Source organism: Phenylobacterium sp., assembly GCF_016124325.1.
In the GTDB taxonomy this organism is placed as follows: domain Bacteria; phylum Pseudomonadota; class Alphaproteobacteria; order Caulobacterales; family Caulobacteraceae; genus Phenylobacterium.
The window spans coordinates 24401-40147 of sequence record NZ_WGNY01000028.1; the positions used below are offsets into that span (position 1 = coordinate 24401).

9 protein-coding genes are annotated in these 15747 nt (G+C 69.4%); 8 read left to right on the forward strand and 1 reads right to left on the reverse strand.

Annotated elements, in window-relative coordinates:
- Positions 1 to 45 precede the first annotated feature (45 nt).
- The 7 genes from GC203_RS15765 to GC203_RS15795 all read left to right on the forward strand — a co-directional run bounded on the left by GC203_RS15765 (position 46) and on the right by GC203_RS15795 (position 10626).
- Positions 46 to 2106 carry an acetoacetate--CoA ligase gene (locus tag GC203_RS15765; protein WP_293456404.1) on the forward strand — a complete coding sequence of 687 codons (2061 nt, stop codon included), beginning with the start codon at positions 46 to 48 and terminating at the stop codon, positions 2104 to 2106.
- A complete protein-coding gene (locus GC203_RS15770) occupies positions 2103 to 3413 on the forward strand; it encodes an MFS transporter (RefSeq protein WP_293456406.1) in 1311 nt (436 codons plus the stop codon). The genes GC203_RS15765 and GC203_RS15770 overlap by 4 nt, the downstream gene beginning before the upstream one ends.
- Before the next feature lie 10 nt (positions 3414 to 3423).
- Positions 3424 to 5058 carry a tannase/feruloyl esterase family alpha/beta hydrolase gene (locus GC203_RS15775; protein WP_293456409.1) on the forward strand — a complete coding sequence of 545 codons (1635 nt, stop codon included), beginning with the start codon at positions 3424 to 3426 and terminating at the stop codon, positions 5056 to 5058.
- A gap of 301 nt (positions 5059 to 5359) precedes the next feature.
- Positions 5360 to 6700 carry an MFS transporter gene (locus tag GC203_RS15780; RefSeq protein WP_293456411.1) on the forward strand — a complete coding sequence of 447 codons (1341 nt, stop codon included), beginning with the start codon at positions 5360 to 5362 and terminating at the stop codon, positions 6698 to 6700.
- Between the two features lie 67 nt (positions 6701 to 6767).
- Positions 6768 to 8006 carry a DUF3089 domain-containing protein gene (locus GC203_RS15785; protein WP_293456414.1) on the forward strand — a complete coding sequence of 413 codons (1239 nt, stop codon included), beginning with the start codon at positions 6768 to 6770 and terminating at the stop codon, positions 8004 to 8006.
- Positions 8007 to 8026: 20 nt separating this feature from the next.
- Positions 8027 to 9601: a hypothetical protein gene (locus tag GC203_RS15790; RefSeq protein ID WP_293456416.1), complete on the forward strand. Its 1575-nt coding sequence runs from the start codon at positions 8027 to 8029 to the stop codon at positions 9599 to 9601.
- 131 nt (positions 9602 to 9732) lie between these two features.
- Complete coding sequence (locus tag GC203_RS15795) at positions 9733 to 10626, forward strand: SDR family NAD(P)-dependent oxidoreductase (RefSeq protein ID WP_293456780.1); 894 nt, start codon at positions 9733 to 9735, stop codon at positions 10624 to 10626.
- A gap of 63 nt (positions 10627 to 10689) precedes the next feature.
- On the opposite strand, the gene GC203_RS15800 is transcribed toward GC203_RS15795, so the two are convergent.
- Complete coding sequence (locus tag GC203_RS15800) at positions 10690 to 13737, reverse strand: TonB-dependent receptor (RefSeq protein ID WP_293456417.1); 3048 nt, start codon at positions 13735 to 13737, stop codon at positions 10690 to 10692.
- A 382-nt stretch (positions 13738 to 14119) separates the two neighbouring features.
- On the opposite strand from GC203_RS15800, the gene GC203_RS15805 reads away from it, so the two are divergent.
- Positions 14120 to 15718, forward strand: coding sequence for a long-chain-fatty-acid--CoA ligase (locus tag GC203_RS15805; RefSeq protein WP_293456419.1), 1599 nt, complete (start codon positions 14120 to 14122; stop codon positions 15716 to 15718).
- Positions 15719 to 15747 lie beyond the last annotated feature (29 nt).

Consider the following 15747-nt stretch of genomic DNA (forward strand, 5'->3'; position numbering starts at 1 on the left):
AAGGCGATCCACGATGCCTGTCCGCATTCCCCAGGGGCGGTGCGCATGAGCCGCCCGCAGGCGCGCGCGCCGCTCACGAGGCTCCAGGCGTACAGGGCGTGGCTGCGCCGGGAGGCAGGCCTGGACTTCGCCGACTATGCCGAACTCTGGTCTTGGTCGACGACGGACCTGGCGGCCTTCTGGGACAGCATCTGGGCCTACTTCGAGCTCGAGTCTCCCACCCCGCACCGCCAGGTCCTCGACGGCGAGATGCCGGAGGCCGTCTGGTTCGAGGGGGCCCAGGTCAACTACGCGCTCCAGGTGTTGCGGCACGCCGAGCGGGCCGACGCCGCGGGCCAGCCGGCGATCGTCGCCGAGAACGAAGACGGCGCGGTCCAGGACCTGAGCTGGCGCGAACTCCGGCGCAGAACGGCCTCGCTCGCCCTCGAACTGCGGGCGGCGGGAGTCGGGCGCGGCGATCGGGTGGCGGCGTACCTGCCCAATATTCCGGACGCGGCGATCGGGTTGCTGGCCTGCGCCAGCATCGGCGCGATCTGGACTCTCTGCTCGCCGGACATGGGCACGCCGGCGGTGCTCGATCGCTTCCGGCAAGTTGAGCCCAAGGCGCTGCTCGCGATCGACGGCGTGCGCTACGGCGGCAAGGGTCACGACCGGTCGCGCACCGTCGAGGACATCCGCCGCGGACTTCCGAGCCTGGCCGCGTCGTTCGTCCTGCGGTCCGGCTGGGGCGCGCGGGACGTGGCTGACGCGATCGATCTCGGGGCGGCGCAGAGCCGGGATGATCCGGACGTCTCCGATTTCGAGCCGGAATGGCTGCCGTTCGGGCATCCGCTGTGGATCCTCTACTCCAGCGGGACGACCGGCCTGCCGAAGGCGATCGTCCATGGTCACGGGGGCGTCATCCTCGCGAGCTGCGCCGGAGCTCTCCACATGGACCTCGGCCCCAGCTATTCGCCGGACACCCTGGGCGAGCGGTTCCATTGGTACAGCGCGACCGGATGGGTGATGTGGAACGTCCAGGTGGGCGGACTGCTGACCGGCACGACCATCTGCCTGTTCGACGGGTCGCCGAGAGGCGGTCTCGCCCAGCCGGACTGGGGGGTCCTGTGGGCCTTCGCGGCGCGGCGGCGCATCACCTGGTTCGGGGCCGGCGCGGCGTTCTACGTGAGCTGCCGCAAAGCTGGGCTGGAGCTCGCCGGCGCAGGGGACCTGAGCGCCGTTCGTGCGCTCGGCAGCACCGGATCACCCTTGCCGGCCGAGGTCCAGGCCTGGGGATCGGACCAGTTCCGCGGCCTGGGAACGCCGGACATCTGGTGGTGCAATCTGTCGGGGGGCACAGATATCGCCGCGGCTTTCCTCTCCGGAAATCGCGACCTGCCCGCCACGCCGGGCCGGATTCAGTGCCGCCACCTGGGCGCGGCGGTGCAGGCCTGGGACGAGGCGGGACATCCGCTGACGGGCGCCGTGGGCGAACTGGTCTGCACCCGACCGTTTCCAAGCATGCCGCTCTTCCTGTGGGGCGACGCGGACGGCGCCCGCTATCGCGCGACCTACTTCGAGACCTGGCCGAGCGTCTGGCGCCATGGCGACTGGCTGACCATCCAGGCCGACGGCGGCTGCATCATCTCCGGCCGCAGCGACGCCACGATCAACCGCCACGGGCTGCGCATGGGGACGGCGGAGATCTACGCCGCCGTCGAGGATCTGCCGGACATTGTCGATTCCCTGGTGATCGACGTCGGGGACGGCGAGGGCGACAGCAAGCTCATCATGTTCGTCGCGCCGAAGGCCGGACGGACGCTGGATGACACACTCGTCCAGGCGATTGGCGGGGCGATCCGCGACGCCCTTTCGCCCCGCTTCGTGCCTGACGTCGTGCTGGCGGCGCCCGCGATCCCGCGCACGCTTTCGGGCAAGAAGCAGGAGCTGCCCATCAAGCGGCTGTTCCAGGGATGGCCGGCGGCGAAGGTTCTCGATCCCAACCTGATGCAACACCCCGAGGCGATCGACTGGTACGTCGAGGCGGCGGTCGCGTGGCGTCGGGGCGGCGAAATCTCCGCGCCCGGTTCGCGTCCCGGCCGCCAGGTTGCGGGGCGCAGACCATGAGCGCCGCACAAAACCAGCGCGCCCCGTCCCTCTTCCGGGTCGCGCTCACCGCCGGCGCCGGAGCCACCATCGAGTGGTATGACTTCTTCGCGTACGGCACGGCTGCGGCGCTGGTGTTCCCGAGAATCTTCTTCCCCGCCGACCTGCCTCCGCTCGTCGCGCAGCTCGCGGCGTTCAGCACCTTTGCGGTCGGGTTCATCGCGCGACCGCTCGGGGGCATGGTGTTCGGCCATTTCGGCGACCTGCTGGGACGCAAGCGTGCGCTGCTCACAGCCTTGCTGACGATGGGCCTCGCCACCTCGGCGATCGGCGTGCTGCCCACCTATGCGGCCGTCGGCGTGCTGAGTCCGTTGATGCTGGTCCTGCTGCGGTTTGCGCAGGGGATCGCCGTGGGCGGGCAGTGGGGCGGGGCGGCCTTGATGGCCATCGAGAGCGCGCCGTCCGGCAAGGCGGGCTTCTTCGGCAGCTTCGCGCAGATCGGCGTGCCGCTGGGCGTGGTGCTCGCCAACCTGGTGTTCTACGTCGTGGTCGCCGCCCTTCCACGTGCGAGCTTCGAGGCGTGGGGGTGGCGCATTCCGTTCCTCCTGAGCGTGGGCCTCGTGTTCATCGGCGTCTACATCCAGAGACGCCTGGACGAGTCGGTCGAATTCGCGCGCGCCGCCGAGGCGCGGAGCGACGCCCCAGCGGCCAGGAAGGCCTCTCCAGTTCTGCAGGTGCTGGCCGTCCACCCGAAGAGGGTCGCGCTCGCCGGCGGCGCGTTCATCGCCTCGAATGCCTGCTTCTATGTCGCAATCACCTACGCCGTCTCCTACGGGGACACCGTCCTTCATCTGCCGAGGAGCCTGTTGCTGGGGTCGGTGGTCGCGGCGAGCGTCGTGATGGTCCCGAGCCTGCTGGCCTTCGGATCGCTCTCGGACCATTGGGGGCGCAAGACCCTCTTCATAGCGGGAGCGGCGCTTACCGGCCTCTGGTCGCTGGCGTTCTTTCCGCTGATCCAAACGCTGTCGGCTCCGGCGATCCTGATCGCGCTGACCGCGCAGCTCGCGTGCCTCTCGGTCATGTACGGCCCGCAGGCCGCCCTGTTCGCCGAGCTCTTCCCCGTCGAGATCCGCTATTCGGGCGCGTCGCTCGGATACCAGCTGGGCGCCGTCATCGGGGGCGGCTTCGCGCCGATCGTGGCGACGGCGCTCTATGCGCGATATGCCTCGACCTGGCCGATCGCGGGCTTCCTGGTCCTCGTCTGCTGCGTATCGCTCCTGTGCACCTACTTCCTGACTCGAGACGCGCCTGCGTCGGAGACCCCGTGAGGCCACGCCGATGAAAATCTCCGCCGCCCTGCGCCCGATCGCGACGATGATCGCGGTGTCGTCGTCCATGATGTTGTTCGCGGGCCATCCCGCCCAGGCGGCGCCTGCGCGGACCGTCGCGTGTGAAGCCCTCACGCGGCTGAAGCTCGCGAATACGACGGTGACGGGCGCGACGGTGATCGACGACAGCGGTCGCGCCGTGTTCGCGCCCTCGGGCGCGGCGGCCCTTCCCGCGTTCTGCCGCGTTACGGCGCAGGTGCGCGCGGCGCCGGATTCCGACATCGGCGTCGAGGTCTGGCTGCCGCTGAAGGGTTGGTCCGGCGTTTTCCACGGCAACGGAAACGGCGGCTTTGCCGGCGTCCTGACGTCCGGATACCCCGGCATGGCCGCCGGCCTTCGCCGCGGTTATGCGACGGCGACGACGGATATGGGCGCGGCGCCGGCGACCCCGCTCGACGGCGATGCGCTGATCGGCCATCCCCGCAAATGGAAGGATTGGGGCCGTCTCTCCACGCATGAGATGACCGTCGCCGGCAAGGCGATCGCCCAAGCCTTCTATGGCCGCGGGGCGAGCCGCGCCTATTACACGGGCTGTTCGACGGGAGGACAGCAGGGCCTGATCGAGGCGCTCTACTATCCCGGAGACTACGACGGCATTCTTGTCGGCGCGCCGGTCATCAACCGGACCTGGGGCCATGCAGCCGTGCTTTGGGATTTCGCGGCCGCCCATCGCACGCCAGCGAGCCTGCTCTCCGACGAGAAGTTGCGCGTGTTGAACGCAGCAGCCATCGCATCCTGCGTGCGCCAGGGCCGCGCTCTGCCCGGCGACCCCTTCGTCTCCGACCCTTTCGGATGCGCCTTCGATCCGCAGGAGATCGCGTGCCCCGACGCCGCCGCCCCGGCGTGCCTCACGCCTGAGGAGGTCGCCACGGCCCGCGCGTTCTACGCAGGGCCGACCTCACGCGACGGGCGCCCGGCGTTTTTCGGTTGGCTGCCCGGCAGCGAGGCCCCGAGCCGGTTCGGCTGGTCCTTCCTGGAGAGCGCATCGAACGGGGAGCCCCAGTTCGGAAGCCTGTTCAAGTGGGTGTTCGGCGCCGACTGGACCTGGCGAAGCTTCGACCTGGACCGGGACATGCCGATCGTCGACGCCGCGCTCGGGCCGGACGTCAACGACGCCGCACGCGGCAGCTTGCAGGCGTTCGCGGCGCGCGGCGGAAAGCTCATCGTCTATCACGGCCTGGCCGACACGCTCGTGCCCCCGGGGCAGACGGTCGCCTTCTTCGAGCGGCAGGCGCAGGCCATGGGCGGCCCGGCGCGACTGGGGCAGGGGGCGCGGCTGTTCCTGGCGCCCGGCATGACCCACTGCGCCGGCGGCGCTGGCCCGGATAGCTTCAACTCGGCCATCGGGGGCGCGGCGCCCCCCGCCGGTTCGGGCCCCGGTGAGGATCTCTTCCAGGCCCTGACCCGCTGGACCGACGGTGGGCCGGCGCCCGAGCGCGTGGTCGCCACCAAGTTCATCGAGGGAACGCGGGAAGTCGCGCTTCAGCGCCCGATCTGCGCGTTCCCGCGCAAGGCGGTCTATCGCGGCCGCGGGCCTCGACAGTCCGCCGCCAGCTTCGCCTGTGTCCGCTCGGGGACGCCATAAGGCGTCCCGCGATCCGGGCCCGGCCGGCGCAAAGAGCCCTGCGCCCGCGAAACCTCCCTCGGTCGCCGGGGCGTGTTGTTGTTCACTATAGCGAGAATTAATTGACACGCCGCGGCGCCGCGGCGATCGTCGCGCCCGAGAAACCAGCAGTAGGGATGGAGGCCGCGACCGAGCGCCGGACCACGGCGTCGCCGCAGCTCCGACGTGCAGGAAACCGGCGCCGCTTCGCGGCCACCGACGTCCTCGTCCCGCTGATCGAACCAGGCGCGCGACGCAGCGAGGCTGCGGGAGGGAGACAGGCGTGAGTGAGGTCGAACACCGCGGGCGCGCCGAGCCGGCGGGCGCCGCCGGGATCTTCAAGGTCGCGCTGACCGCGTCGGCGGGCGCGACCATCGAGTGGTACGACTTCTTCATCTACGGCACGGCCGCGGCGCTCGTCTTTCCGACCCTGTTCTTCCCGGCCGACATCCCGCCGCTTGCGGCGCAGATGGCGGCGTTCAGCACCTTCGCCGTCGGCTTCATCGCGCGGCCGGTGGGCGGGGTGGTGTTCGGCCACCTGGGAGACTTGTTCGGGCGCAAGCGGGCGCTGGTGGCGGCGCTGGTGCTGATGGGGCTCTCGACGGCGGCGATCGGGCTCCTGCCGTCGTACGCCCTGGCCGGGGCCGCCGCACCGCTGTTGCTGGTCGTCCTGCGCTTCGCCCAGGGGCTCGCCGTCGGCGGTCAATGGGGCGGGGCGGCGCTGCTGGCGATCGAGAGCGCGCCGCCGTCACGGCGCGGCTTCTACGGCAGCTTCGTGCAGATCGGCGTGCCGCTGGGCGTGGTTCTCGCCAATGTCGTGTTCATGATCGTGAACGCCGCCATCGCGCCCGACGCCTTCCTGGCCTGGGGCTGGCGGATTCCCTTCCTGGTCAGCCTCGCGCTGGTGGCGATCGGGATCTACGTCCAGTTCAACCTGGAGGAATCGTCCGATTTCCACGCGACGCAGACGCAGGCCCCGTCCGCGGCGGCGCCGCGGCGGCGTTCGCCCATCATCTCCGTCCTCCGGAGCCACCCCGCGGAGATCTTCCTGGCCGGCGGGGCCTTCGTCGCTAACAACACCTGCTTCTACGTCGCCATCACCTACGCCGTGGCCTACGGGACCTCGACGCTCCACCTGTCCCGCAACCTGATGCTGGGCAGCGTGATGATCGGCAGTGTGATCATGACGCCGGTTCTGATCGGTTGCGGCTGGATCTCCGACCACTGGGGGCGCCGGCCGCCGTTCATCGCCGGGGCGGCCCTGACCGGCCTCTGGGCCTTCGCGTTCTTCCCGCTGCTGGAGAGCGGGGCGCCGTGGGCCGTCGTGACGGCCGTCACGGTGGAGCTTGCGCTGATCAGCCTGATGTACGGGCCGCAGGCGGCGTTGTTCGCCGAGCTGTTCCCCGTGGACGTCCGCTATTCGGGCGCTTCGCTGGGCTACCAACTCGGCTCGGTGGTGGGCGGGGGATTCGCACCGATCATCGCGACCGCCCTGTTCGCCCGCTTCGCCTCGAGCAGCGCCATCTCGGTCTACCTGTTCCTCATGTGCGCGATTTCTCTGGCCTGCACGGTGGTGCTGAGCCTGCGGGCGAGGGCGGCGCGGCGCGCCGGGGCGGCGGCCTGATGATCCGGGAAGCTTGAAGACGGCGGCCGCGGACCGGCGGCGGCGACGTGGGGAGGAGACGATGACGTTGGCGACGAACTTGTGGGCGATGGCCCGCGCGGTGGGCCGCGCGGCCCGGACAGCCGCCCCCGCCGTGGCCGCGACGGCGCTTGCGGTCGTCGCGCCGACGGGGGCTCTGGCGCAGGATCCGGCGGCCAGCGGCGCCGCGCCGGACTATGGGGCGGCGGGCCTATGGCTGTGCCGGCCGGACCTCGAGGACAATCGGTGCAAGGTCGACCTCGACGCGACCGTGATCGCGCCCAGCGGACGGATGACGATCGAGCGCTACCGGCCGGCTGAGGACCCGAAGATCGACTGCTTCTTCGTCTATCCGACGGTGTCGATGGATCCGGGCTGGCAGTCGGACTTCTCGCCCGACAAGATGGAGTGGGACGACGTGCGGCTGCAGTTCGCCCGCTTCGGCCAGGTCTGCCGGCAATTCGCTCCGCTCTACCGCCAGTTCACCCTGACCGCCCTGCGCGCCCCCAGCGGGGCCGGGCCGAAGCCCGTCGGCGAACGGCCGCCGCCCGGCGTCGGCGGCCTCGCCGATGTCGTCGCGGCGTGGAAATGGTATCTCGCCCACGAGAACCAGGGCCGCGGCGTCGTCCTGATCGGCCACAGCCAAGGCGGCGCGATGATCGCGCGCCTGATCGCACAGGAGATCGAAGGCAAGCCGGCCCAGAAGCAGCTGGTCTCGGCCCTGATCCTCGGGGCCCCGGTCATGGTCCCGCCCGGTCGCGACGAGGGCGGCACCTTCAAGTCGATCCCGCTCTGCCGCCGGGACGACCAGACCGGCTGCATCGTCAGCTATTCGACCTTCCGCGACCGGCTTCCGCCGCCGGCGGATTCGCGCTTCGGCCGCGCCCGCGACGGAATGCGCGTGGCCTGCACCAACCCCGCCAGCCTTTCCGGGGGGACGGGGGTGGCCCACTCCTACTTTCTGACCAAGGGCTTCCTGAACGGCTCGGGCGGCGACGCCCAGCCCGACTGGACCTATCCGGCCCGTCCGATCTCGACGCCGTTCGTGAAGACCCCGGGCCTGATTTCCACCACCTGCGTGTCGTCGGGCGACTTCGACTACCTGTCGCTGCACGTCAATGCGGACCCCAAGGACCCGCGGACCGACGAACTGGGCGGCCAGATCATTCGCGCCACCGGGGTCGATCCGTCCTGGGGGCTGCATCTGATCGACGTGGACCAGGCCATGGGGGACCTGCTTCGCATCGTCGCCGCGCAAGCCGCGGCCTATTCGGCGAAGGCCGGCTGAGGGACGAGGGGGAGGTCGCGATGACCGTCACGCGCAAGGCAGTGCTGGCCGGCCTGGGCGCCGCGATCGTGGGCGGCCGCGCCGTCGGCGCCGCCAGGCCGGCCGGCCTGACGCGGATCGTCGACCCGTGGGTCGTCTCGGAGGCCGAAGCCGTCGCCTGGCACAAGGCCAAGGTCGAGAAGGGGCCCGCGCTCACCGGCAACGTCTCCTGGCGCAATTTCCTGGACCTCCTGGAAGCCAAGCTGAAGGACTGCGGCTGCGTCGACGTCCATCGCTCGCCCTGGATGTTCAAGCGTCTCGAGACCAGCGTCTGGCCCGACGACTCCAAGTGGAGTCTGACGATCGGGGGCCGCCGCATTCCGCTGGCCAACTTCGGCGCCAACTGCGGGCTGACCGGGCCGGAGGGCGTGACGGCCGAGCTGGTGCTGTGGGACCCCGCGGCGACACCCGACGTGGCCGGCAAGGTCGTGGTCTTCCGCCCCGTCGTGCGGCCCGACGTTCGCGCCGCATTCAGCGCCAGCGACTACGAGGCGATGACGCCCTTCGACAGCTGGCCAGTCGAGGGCGTGCCCGTGCCGCAGGCGCAGGACGCAACCCATTCGATCGCGGCGCCGGTCTGGGACGAGATGACCCAGTCTTCGGCGTTCGTGCGTGACATCCAGGCGAGCAAGCCGGCGGGCGTGATCTTCGCCATGAACCTGAACCGGGCGGCGACAGCGGGGCTCTACACCTTTCCGGTCCCGGAGCATTACGGCTTCCCGTCGGTCTACGTCGACCGCACCACGGGCGACGGGGTGATCGGTGAGATCGGAGATGGCCGGCAGGCGACGTTGCGGGTCGAGGGCCGCCACGTCGACAGCGAGGCCTATCAACTCGTGGCGTGTCTGCCCGGACGCGCCTACGGAACGGCGGCGGACGAACAGATCCAGCTTCGGACCCACACGGACGGACCCTCGATCAGCCAGGATGACGGCGCCTTCGGTCTCCTGGGCGTCGTGAAATACCTGTCGCATGTTCCGCAGGCGGAGCGGCCGCGCACCTTGCTGATCGAACTCGACTGCCGCCACTTCATGCCGGGCGCGGAACGCGCCTGGGCCGCGCAGGACTACTTCGAAAAGCGTCCCCACGCCCGCGACAAGGTGGTCGCGATGATCGCCATGGAGCACCTGGGGCAGATCGACTACGTGGCCGATGGTGAGGACATCCGCCCCAGCGGTCGATCCCTGCCGACCTGGATCTACGCCACCGGCAACCCGGCGGTCATCGATGAGGCGGTCAAGGCGGCCAGGGACAACCAGGTCCGCTCGGCGATCGTCCGCTCGCCAGGTCGCCCCGGCGTGCACGGCCGGTCGCAGGGTCCGTGGTACGGCATGGGCAGCGGGGCGCAGCGCTTGGGCATTCCCGGATACGGCGTGCAGGGCGATCTCGGCGCCTACTGGGCGCACTCGGCGGGAATCGAGCGGTTCGACGCCCGTTCCTTCCGCCGGCAGGTGGCGGCCTTCGCCCAGCTCACCGGATTCCTGATGACCTCGGATCTCTCGCGGTTGCAGGCGCCGAAGATCGACACGGCGCCGGGCGCGGCCCTGCGGCGCTGAAGGGACCGGCGGTCGCGTCCGGCCCGCGCTCCGCGAAGGTCGCCGCGATCTCCTCCGCGGCAGCGAAATCCCCGGCTGCAGTTATTCACTATTGTGCTAGTGAATATATGAGTCAGCCAGGGGAGTGGACGATAATGCTGGACGGTCGGATCGCGATCATCACGGGTGCGGGCGCAGGCTTGGGGCGCGCGCATGCCCGCTATCTCGCAGGGCAGGGCGCGAAGGTGGTGGTCAACGACCTCAGCCAGGCTACAGCGGAGGCCGTGGCGGACGAGATCGTCGCCGAGGGCGGGCAGGCGATGGGCGTCGCAGCCTCGGTCACCGACGAGGCGGCCGTGGCGGCGATGGTCGAGCACGTTCTGGGCGTCTGGGGCCGCGTCGATATCCTGGTGAACAACGCCGGCATCCTGCGGGACAAGACCTTCGCCAAGATGTCGATGGACGACTTCCGCCTGGTGGTCGACGTGCACCTGATGGGCGCCGCGATCTGCTGCAAGGCGGTCTGGGAGCCGATGCGCGAGCAACGCCATGGCCGGATCGTGATGACCACGTCCTCGTCGGGCCTCTACGGCAACTTCGGCCAGGCGAACTACGGCGCGGCGAAGATGGCCCTTGTGGGGTTGATGCAGACGCTGGCCATCGAGGGGGAAAAGTACGGCGTTCGCGTCAACTGCCTGGCCCCCACGGCGGCCACCCAGATGACCGAAGGCGTGCTGTCGGCCGAGAGCCTTGAGCAGCTCGACCCGGCCCTGGTCAGTCCCGGCCTGCTGGCGCTTGTGCAGGACGATGCGCCGAGCCGGGTGATCCTCTGCGCCGGCGCGGGGCATTTCGCGCGGGCCAGCGTCACGCTGTCGGAGGGCTGCTTCGTCGGAGCCGGCCCCCATGCCGGCGAGGCCGTGATCCGGCGCCTCGACGAGGTGTGCGACCGCCGCGGCGAGATCGTCCCCGACTACGGCTTCATGCAGGCCGAGCGTGAACTCGCGAACGCGGGGCTGCAGCTCCCGGTCATGGCCGTCACGCGCTGACGTCGGGACCGGGAGCTGAAAAGGGACAGGCGGCCGAGGCCGCCTGCCCAGGCTTCGGAGGAATTAGAAGGTCTTGCGGACGCCCACCTCGAAGGTGCGGCCGAGCGGGTTGGCCAGCCGCGGGTCGTAGCTGAACTCTTCCTGGGCCGGCGGCGGGTCGCGATCGAACAGATTGCCGACCGTCGCGGTCAGGGCCACGTCGTTGTCGAACTGGTAGCGATAGGTGAGATCGACGGTGATCCACTCCTGGCCGTTTTCGCCGTACTGCACGCCCGCCCGTTCGTCCTTGACCGCCGAGACATAGTTCACGCCCAGCCGTACATTCTGCCGGCCGAGCGCATAGTTGGCGCTGAAGTTGGCGCGCAGCTTCGGCGCGGCGGCCGCCACGGTGGCGAAGTTCAGGAACCCTAGCCGGTCGTCGCCGGTGGAGACCACGACCCCGTCGAGTTCGGTCGGTCCGGTGCGCAGCGCGGTGACGCGCGTGGCCGTGAGGCCCAGCGTCAGGTCCCCGGGCCCAATCGGCAGGCTGTAGGTCGCCTGCACGTCGATGCCATTCGTCGTTTGGCCCGGGCCGTTGCCGACCAGGGTGGTGATGGTCGAGAAGGCCCCCACCGCGCTCATGCCCACCGTACAGCCGTTGTTGAACGTCACCCGCTTGATGAGGGGCTGGACCGTGGGATCGCAGGTGGTGGTCGTGCCGCCTGCGCCGTTGAACACCAGGTTGGCGATCTGGTTCGGGTCGGCGATCTGACCGATCTCGTCCTCGGTGCGGATATCGAAATAGTCGACGATCAGGCGGAAGCGATGGTCGGGAGCCACGCCTTGGCTGTCCCAGATCAGGCCCACGTTCCAGGTCTTGGCCGTCTCCGGTTTCAGGCTGGAATCTGTGATGAATTGGGCGCCCAGCCAGTTGCTGCCGGCGATGGCGTAGTTGCGCGCCGTATTCACCACCTGTCCCGGGATCGTGCCGATCGGCGGCGCCTGGTAGTTGGTGCCGTACGACCCGCGCAGCGACAGCGGCCCCCACACCTGCCACTTGCCGGCGATCTTGTAGACGGTGGTCTTCAGGCCGCCCGAGAATTCCTCATGGCGCGCGGCCAGCTGGAGGTTGACGTTGTCGAGCACCGGGATCTGCAGCTCGCCGAAGAATGAGTACTGCTGCTGGTCGGAGTAGTCCGGCGGGTTGGTGGCGAAGAGCACGAACGGGCCCTGAGCGTCGGGGGTGCAGCCGCGGAACCGCGGATCGTTGGTGGGGTAGGGGTTGGCTTCCAGGTTTGGCGAGCCGGGACCATTGGCGCTGGTGAAGCCGTGGGGCCACGGGCAGGGCGTCTGGCCGTTGTAGAGGGGGTCGTCGACCCGTTCGCGAACCTCGAGGGCGCGCGCTTGGGCGCCGACGGCCCAGCTCACCTTGCCGCCCGGCAGCTCGATCCCCGACGCGCCGTTGAACACGAGGTCGAAGGTGAGATTGTTGTTGGTGACTTCCTGCGCCCGCGGGTCGAACAGCCAGCGGGTCAGCTCTTCGGAGTTCTCCGCGCCCTGGACGTAGTTGGGATTGGAAAGCCCGAGCATCGGCTGGCGAGCGAATGAACTTGAGAAGGGATTCCAGTAGCTGCAGCCATTCTTGCCTGCGGCCGCGGGGTTTTGGGTGCCGAAGCGGGCAGGATCGAGATCGACCGCGTGGCAGTTCGGTCCGCCGAAGCCGTTCAAGGCCTCCTGCAGCCGGTAGCCGATGGTGTCCGGGTGCGTGTTGAAGGCGACGGATTGGTTATAGGTCAGCGCCATGTCGTACCGAACGTCCTTGGCGAAGCCGGCCCAGTCGCCCAATCGGCCCTTCAGGCCCGCGGAGATCCGCCAGACCTGGGTGTCGATCTTGTCCGGCACGCCGAAGCCGTCGCCCTCGCCCAGGTACATGTTCCCGCCGTGGGCGAGCAGGCGGTAGGTGATCGGCGTGAAGCCCGACGCGCCGGTGACCCCGTTCTTGGCTGCGAACGACGCGGCGTAGGGGTTCGTGATCGGCACGTAGAACTGGTAGGTCGCGCCGGTGGCGAGCGCCGGGCCCTGGATGATCGGCTGCGCTGGCGAGCCGAAGATCTTCGGCGTTTCCACCTCAGCAAACGAAGCGTCGGCGTGGAAGTCCATGTCGTCGGTGACCGACGCGTTGATCTGTGCGTAGACCCTATAGATGTCGTTGTCTTCGACCAGGCTGTAGTAGTTGATGTAGTTGTAGGCGCAGGTGAAGGCGTTGTCGTAACGGCCGCCGACGGCCGCGCAGGTCGCGGGCGTGAAGTCGGAGACGATACCGGTCACGGGCGTGCCGAACTCGCCGTTCGCAGTCGCGCTGGGGACCGCCGGCAGGGGGCCGCGTCCGATCCAGCCCGCGAGATTCGTCAACGTCGACCAGGGCGCCGGATTGTAGCCCGGCTTGGTGGGGTCCAGGGCGTCCTTGGTGAAGTCGCGATCCAGAGCGCGCAACCGCGAGCGGTGCTCGTATTCGGCCGCCAGCATGAAGTTCACGCGGCCGCTGCCGACGCCGGCCAGCACGCCAAGGGAATAGTCGCCCTTGGAGCCGTCGATATACTTGTACTGGGCGTTCGCCTCCAGCCCAACGAAATGGTCGCGGGTGATGAAGTTGACCACGCCCCCGGTGGCGTCGGCGCCGTAGGTCACCGCCGCCCCGTCCTTCAGGATCTCCGTCCGCGCCAGGGCGATCGACGGAATGTTCGAGGTATTCTGGCTCATCCGCCGGCCGTTCAGCAGGATGAGGGTCTTGTCCGCGCCGATGCCGCGCAGGTTGTAGGTCACCGTACCGGGGGCCACGCCGCCGAAGTAGTAGGACTCCCCGGTGGTCGGCCCGGCGATCGTCAAGGTTTTGGCGAATTCCAGGGCCGTCGGCGAACCCTGCTTTTCCAGCTCCTTGGCCGAGTAGACCTCCACCGGCAACGCGGCGTCGACGGGCGTGCCCTGGATCAGTGACCCGGTGACCACGACCTCTTCGATTGCGGCGGGCTCGGCGGAAGCCGGCTTGGTGACTTGCCCCCAGGCCGGCAGGGCCGCACCCGCGAGACAGACGACGATGACGGCGCGCGAAGCGCCATGAAGCGCAGTCCTCATATGTCCTCCCCCTTCGAGCAAGCCATCTCAGTGCTCACTCTCGTTAGAGTGAAGGTTGCTGAACGAACCGGCTTCGTCAAACGCTAATTCACGAAAGAATTAATGACTGGCCGAGCCTCGGCGAGTCCTCCTCGCATCGCGCCGTGCGGCATTCCGCAGGATATTCATTCACGAGTTAGTCAGTGTTGACAGGCGAAGCTTTCGTGGCCAGCTTCCACCGCTCGCCGCGGGGCGATGGCGCAAAAGGGGGAGGGATCGTTGAAACGTCGCGCCTCCGCGTCGGCCGCGTACCATACGGCCGGCGTGCGCTCCGAGCGCCCTGGCCGCCACTGAGCGAGCGGTCGGCGATGAGCCCCGTCCCGCCAATTTCGACAAGGCGTGCATGCAGTCCTACGCCCTCACCATAGACAAGCTGCTCGATCACGCGGCGAAGTGGTCCGGCGACCGTGAGGTCGTGTCGGCCGACGCTGGAGAGGCGACCGGCCGCGTCGGCTACGCCGAATTGCGTGCGCGCAGCAACCGCATGTCGGGGGCGTTGCAGACGCTGGGCATGGGGCCGGGCGACCGGATCGGCACCCTGGCCTGGAACACACAGCATCACCTGGAACTCTACTACGCCGCCATGGGCGCCGGCATGGTCTGTCACACGTTGAATCCGCGCCTCACCGCCGAGCAAATCGCGGCGATGGTCAACGAGGCGGAAGACCGGGTGCTGGGCGTAGCGGCCAGTCTGGCCGGCCTCGCCGCCCAAGTGGCGCCGCTCTGCCCGACTCTGCAGCATATCGTGCTCTTGGACCAGGCCGCGCCGCCGCCCGCTTCAGCAGGCAAGACGATGTGGACCTACGAGGCGCTGCTGGACGCCCACGGCGCGCCCGCGGTCTGGGGCGGGTTCGACGAAGAGACCCCCGCAGGGCTCTGCTACACCTCCGGCACCACCGGCCGGCCCAAGGGTGTGCTGTATACCCATCGCTCCAACTACCTGCACACGCTGCGCGCCCTGCAGGCGGACGCCTTCGCCCTCACGGGCGGCGATTGCGTTCTGGTCGCCGTGCCGATGTTCCACGCCAACGGATGGGGCTTGCCGTTCGCAGCGCCCGCGGTGGGGGCGAAGCTCGTGCTGCCCGGCCGCCATGCCGACGGGGCCAGCCTGGCGCGGCTGATGCGCGACGAGCGCGTGACGTTGGCGGCGGGCGTCCAGACCGTCTGGCTGGGCGTGCTTGACCACCTCGACGCGACCGGCGGCGAGCTGCCCGACCTCAAGCGCGTGACGATCGGCGGCTCGAGCTGTCCCGACGCGCTCATCCGGCGGATGGAACAACGGTTGGGCGCGACGGTGCAGACCAGCTGGGGCATGACGGAGCTGTCGCCGTTGGGCGCGGTGTCGTCGCCGGACGCGCTGCCGGAACCGACGCGCAGTTCGGGCCGGGTGCCGTTGGGCTTGGACCTCAAGCTCACCGACGCCGACGGCGCGACCCTGCCGGAACAGCGCGGAACGGTCGGTCACCTGAAGGTGAAAGGCGCCAGCGTCGTCGACCGCTACTTCAAGGCCGAGGCCGACGCGTTGGACGCCGAGGGATATTTCGACACCGGCGACCTCGCCAGCCTGGACGACCGCGGCGAGCTCACGATCCGGGGACGCTCGAAGGATCTCATCAAGTCGGGCGGCGAGTGGATCAATCCGGCGGAGATGGAGGAGATTCTGGGCCAGGACCCGGCCGTGGCTCAGGTGGCGGTCATCGGTCGCGCCGACGCGAAGTGGGGGGAGCGGCCGGTGCTGGTCGTCGAGTTTCAGTCGGGTCGGGCGGCGGATCCGCAGGCGCTCCTGCGACGCCTGCGCGGCAAGGTGCCGGACTGGTGGCTGCCCGCGCAGTATGTGGCCCTGGAGGCGATGCCCCTGGCCGCGACCGGCAAGATCGACAAGCTGCGCCTGCGCGCCGACTACGCCGAGGGCAAAATCCGGGCAGACGATCTGACGCCCTGACGCTTCAGGCTGGGCCGTTCTCCGATGTC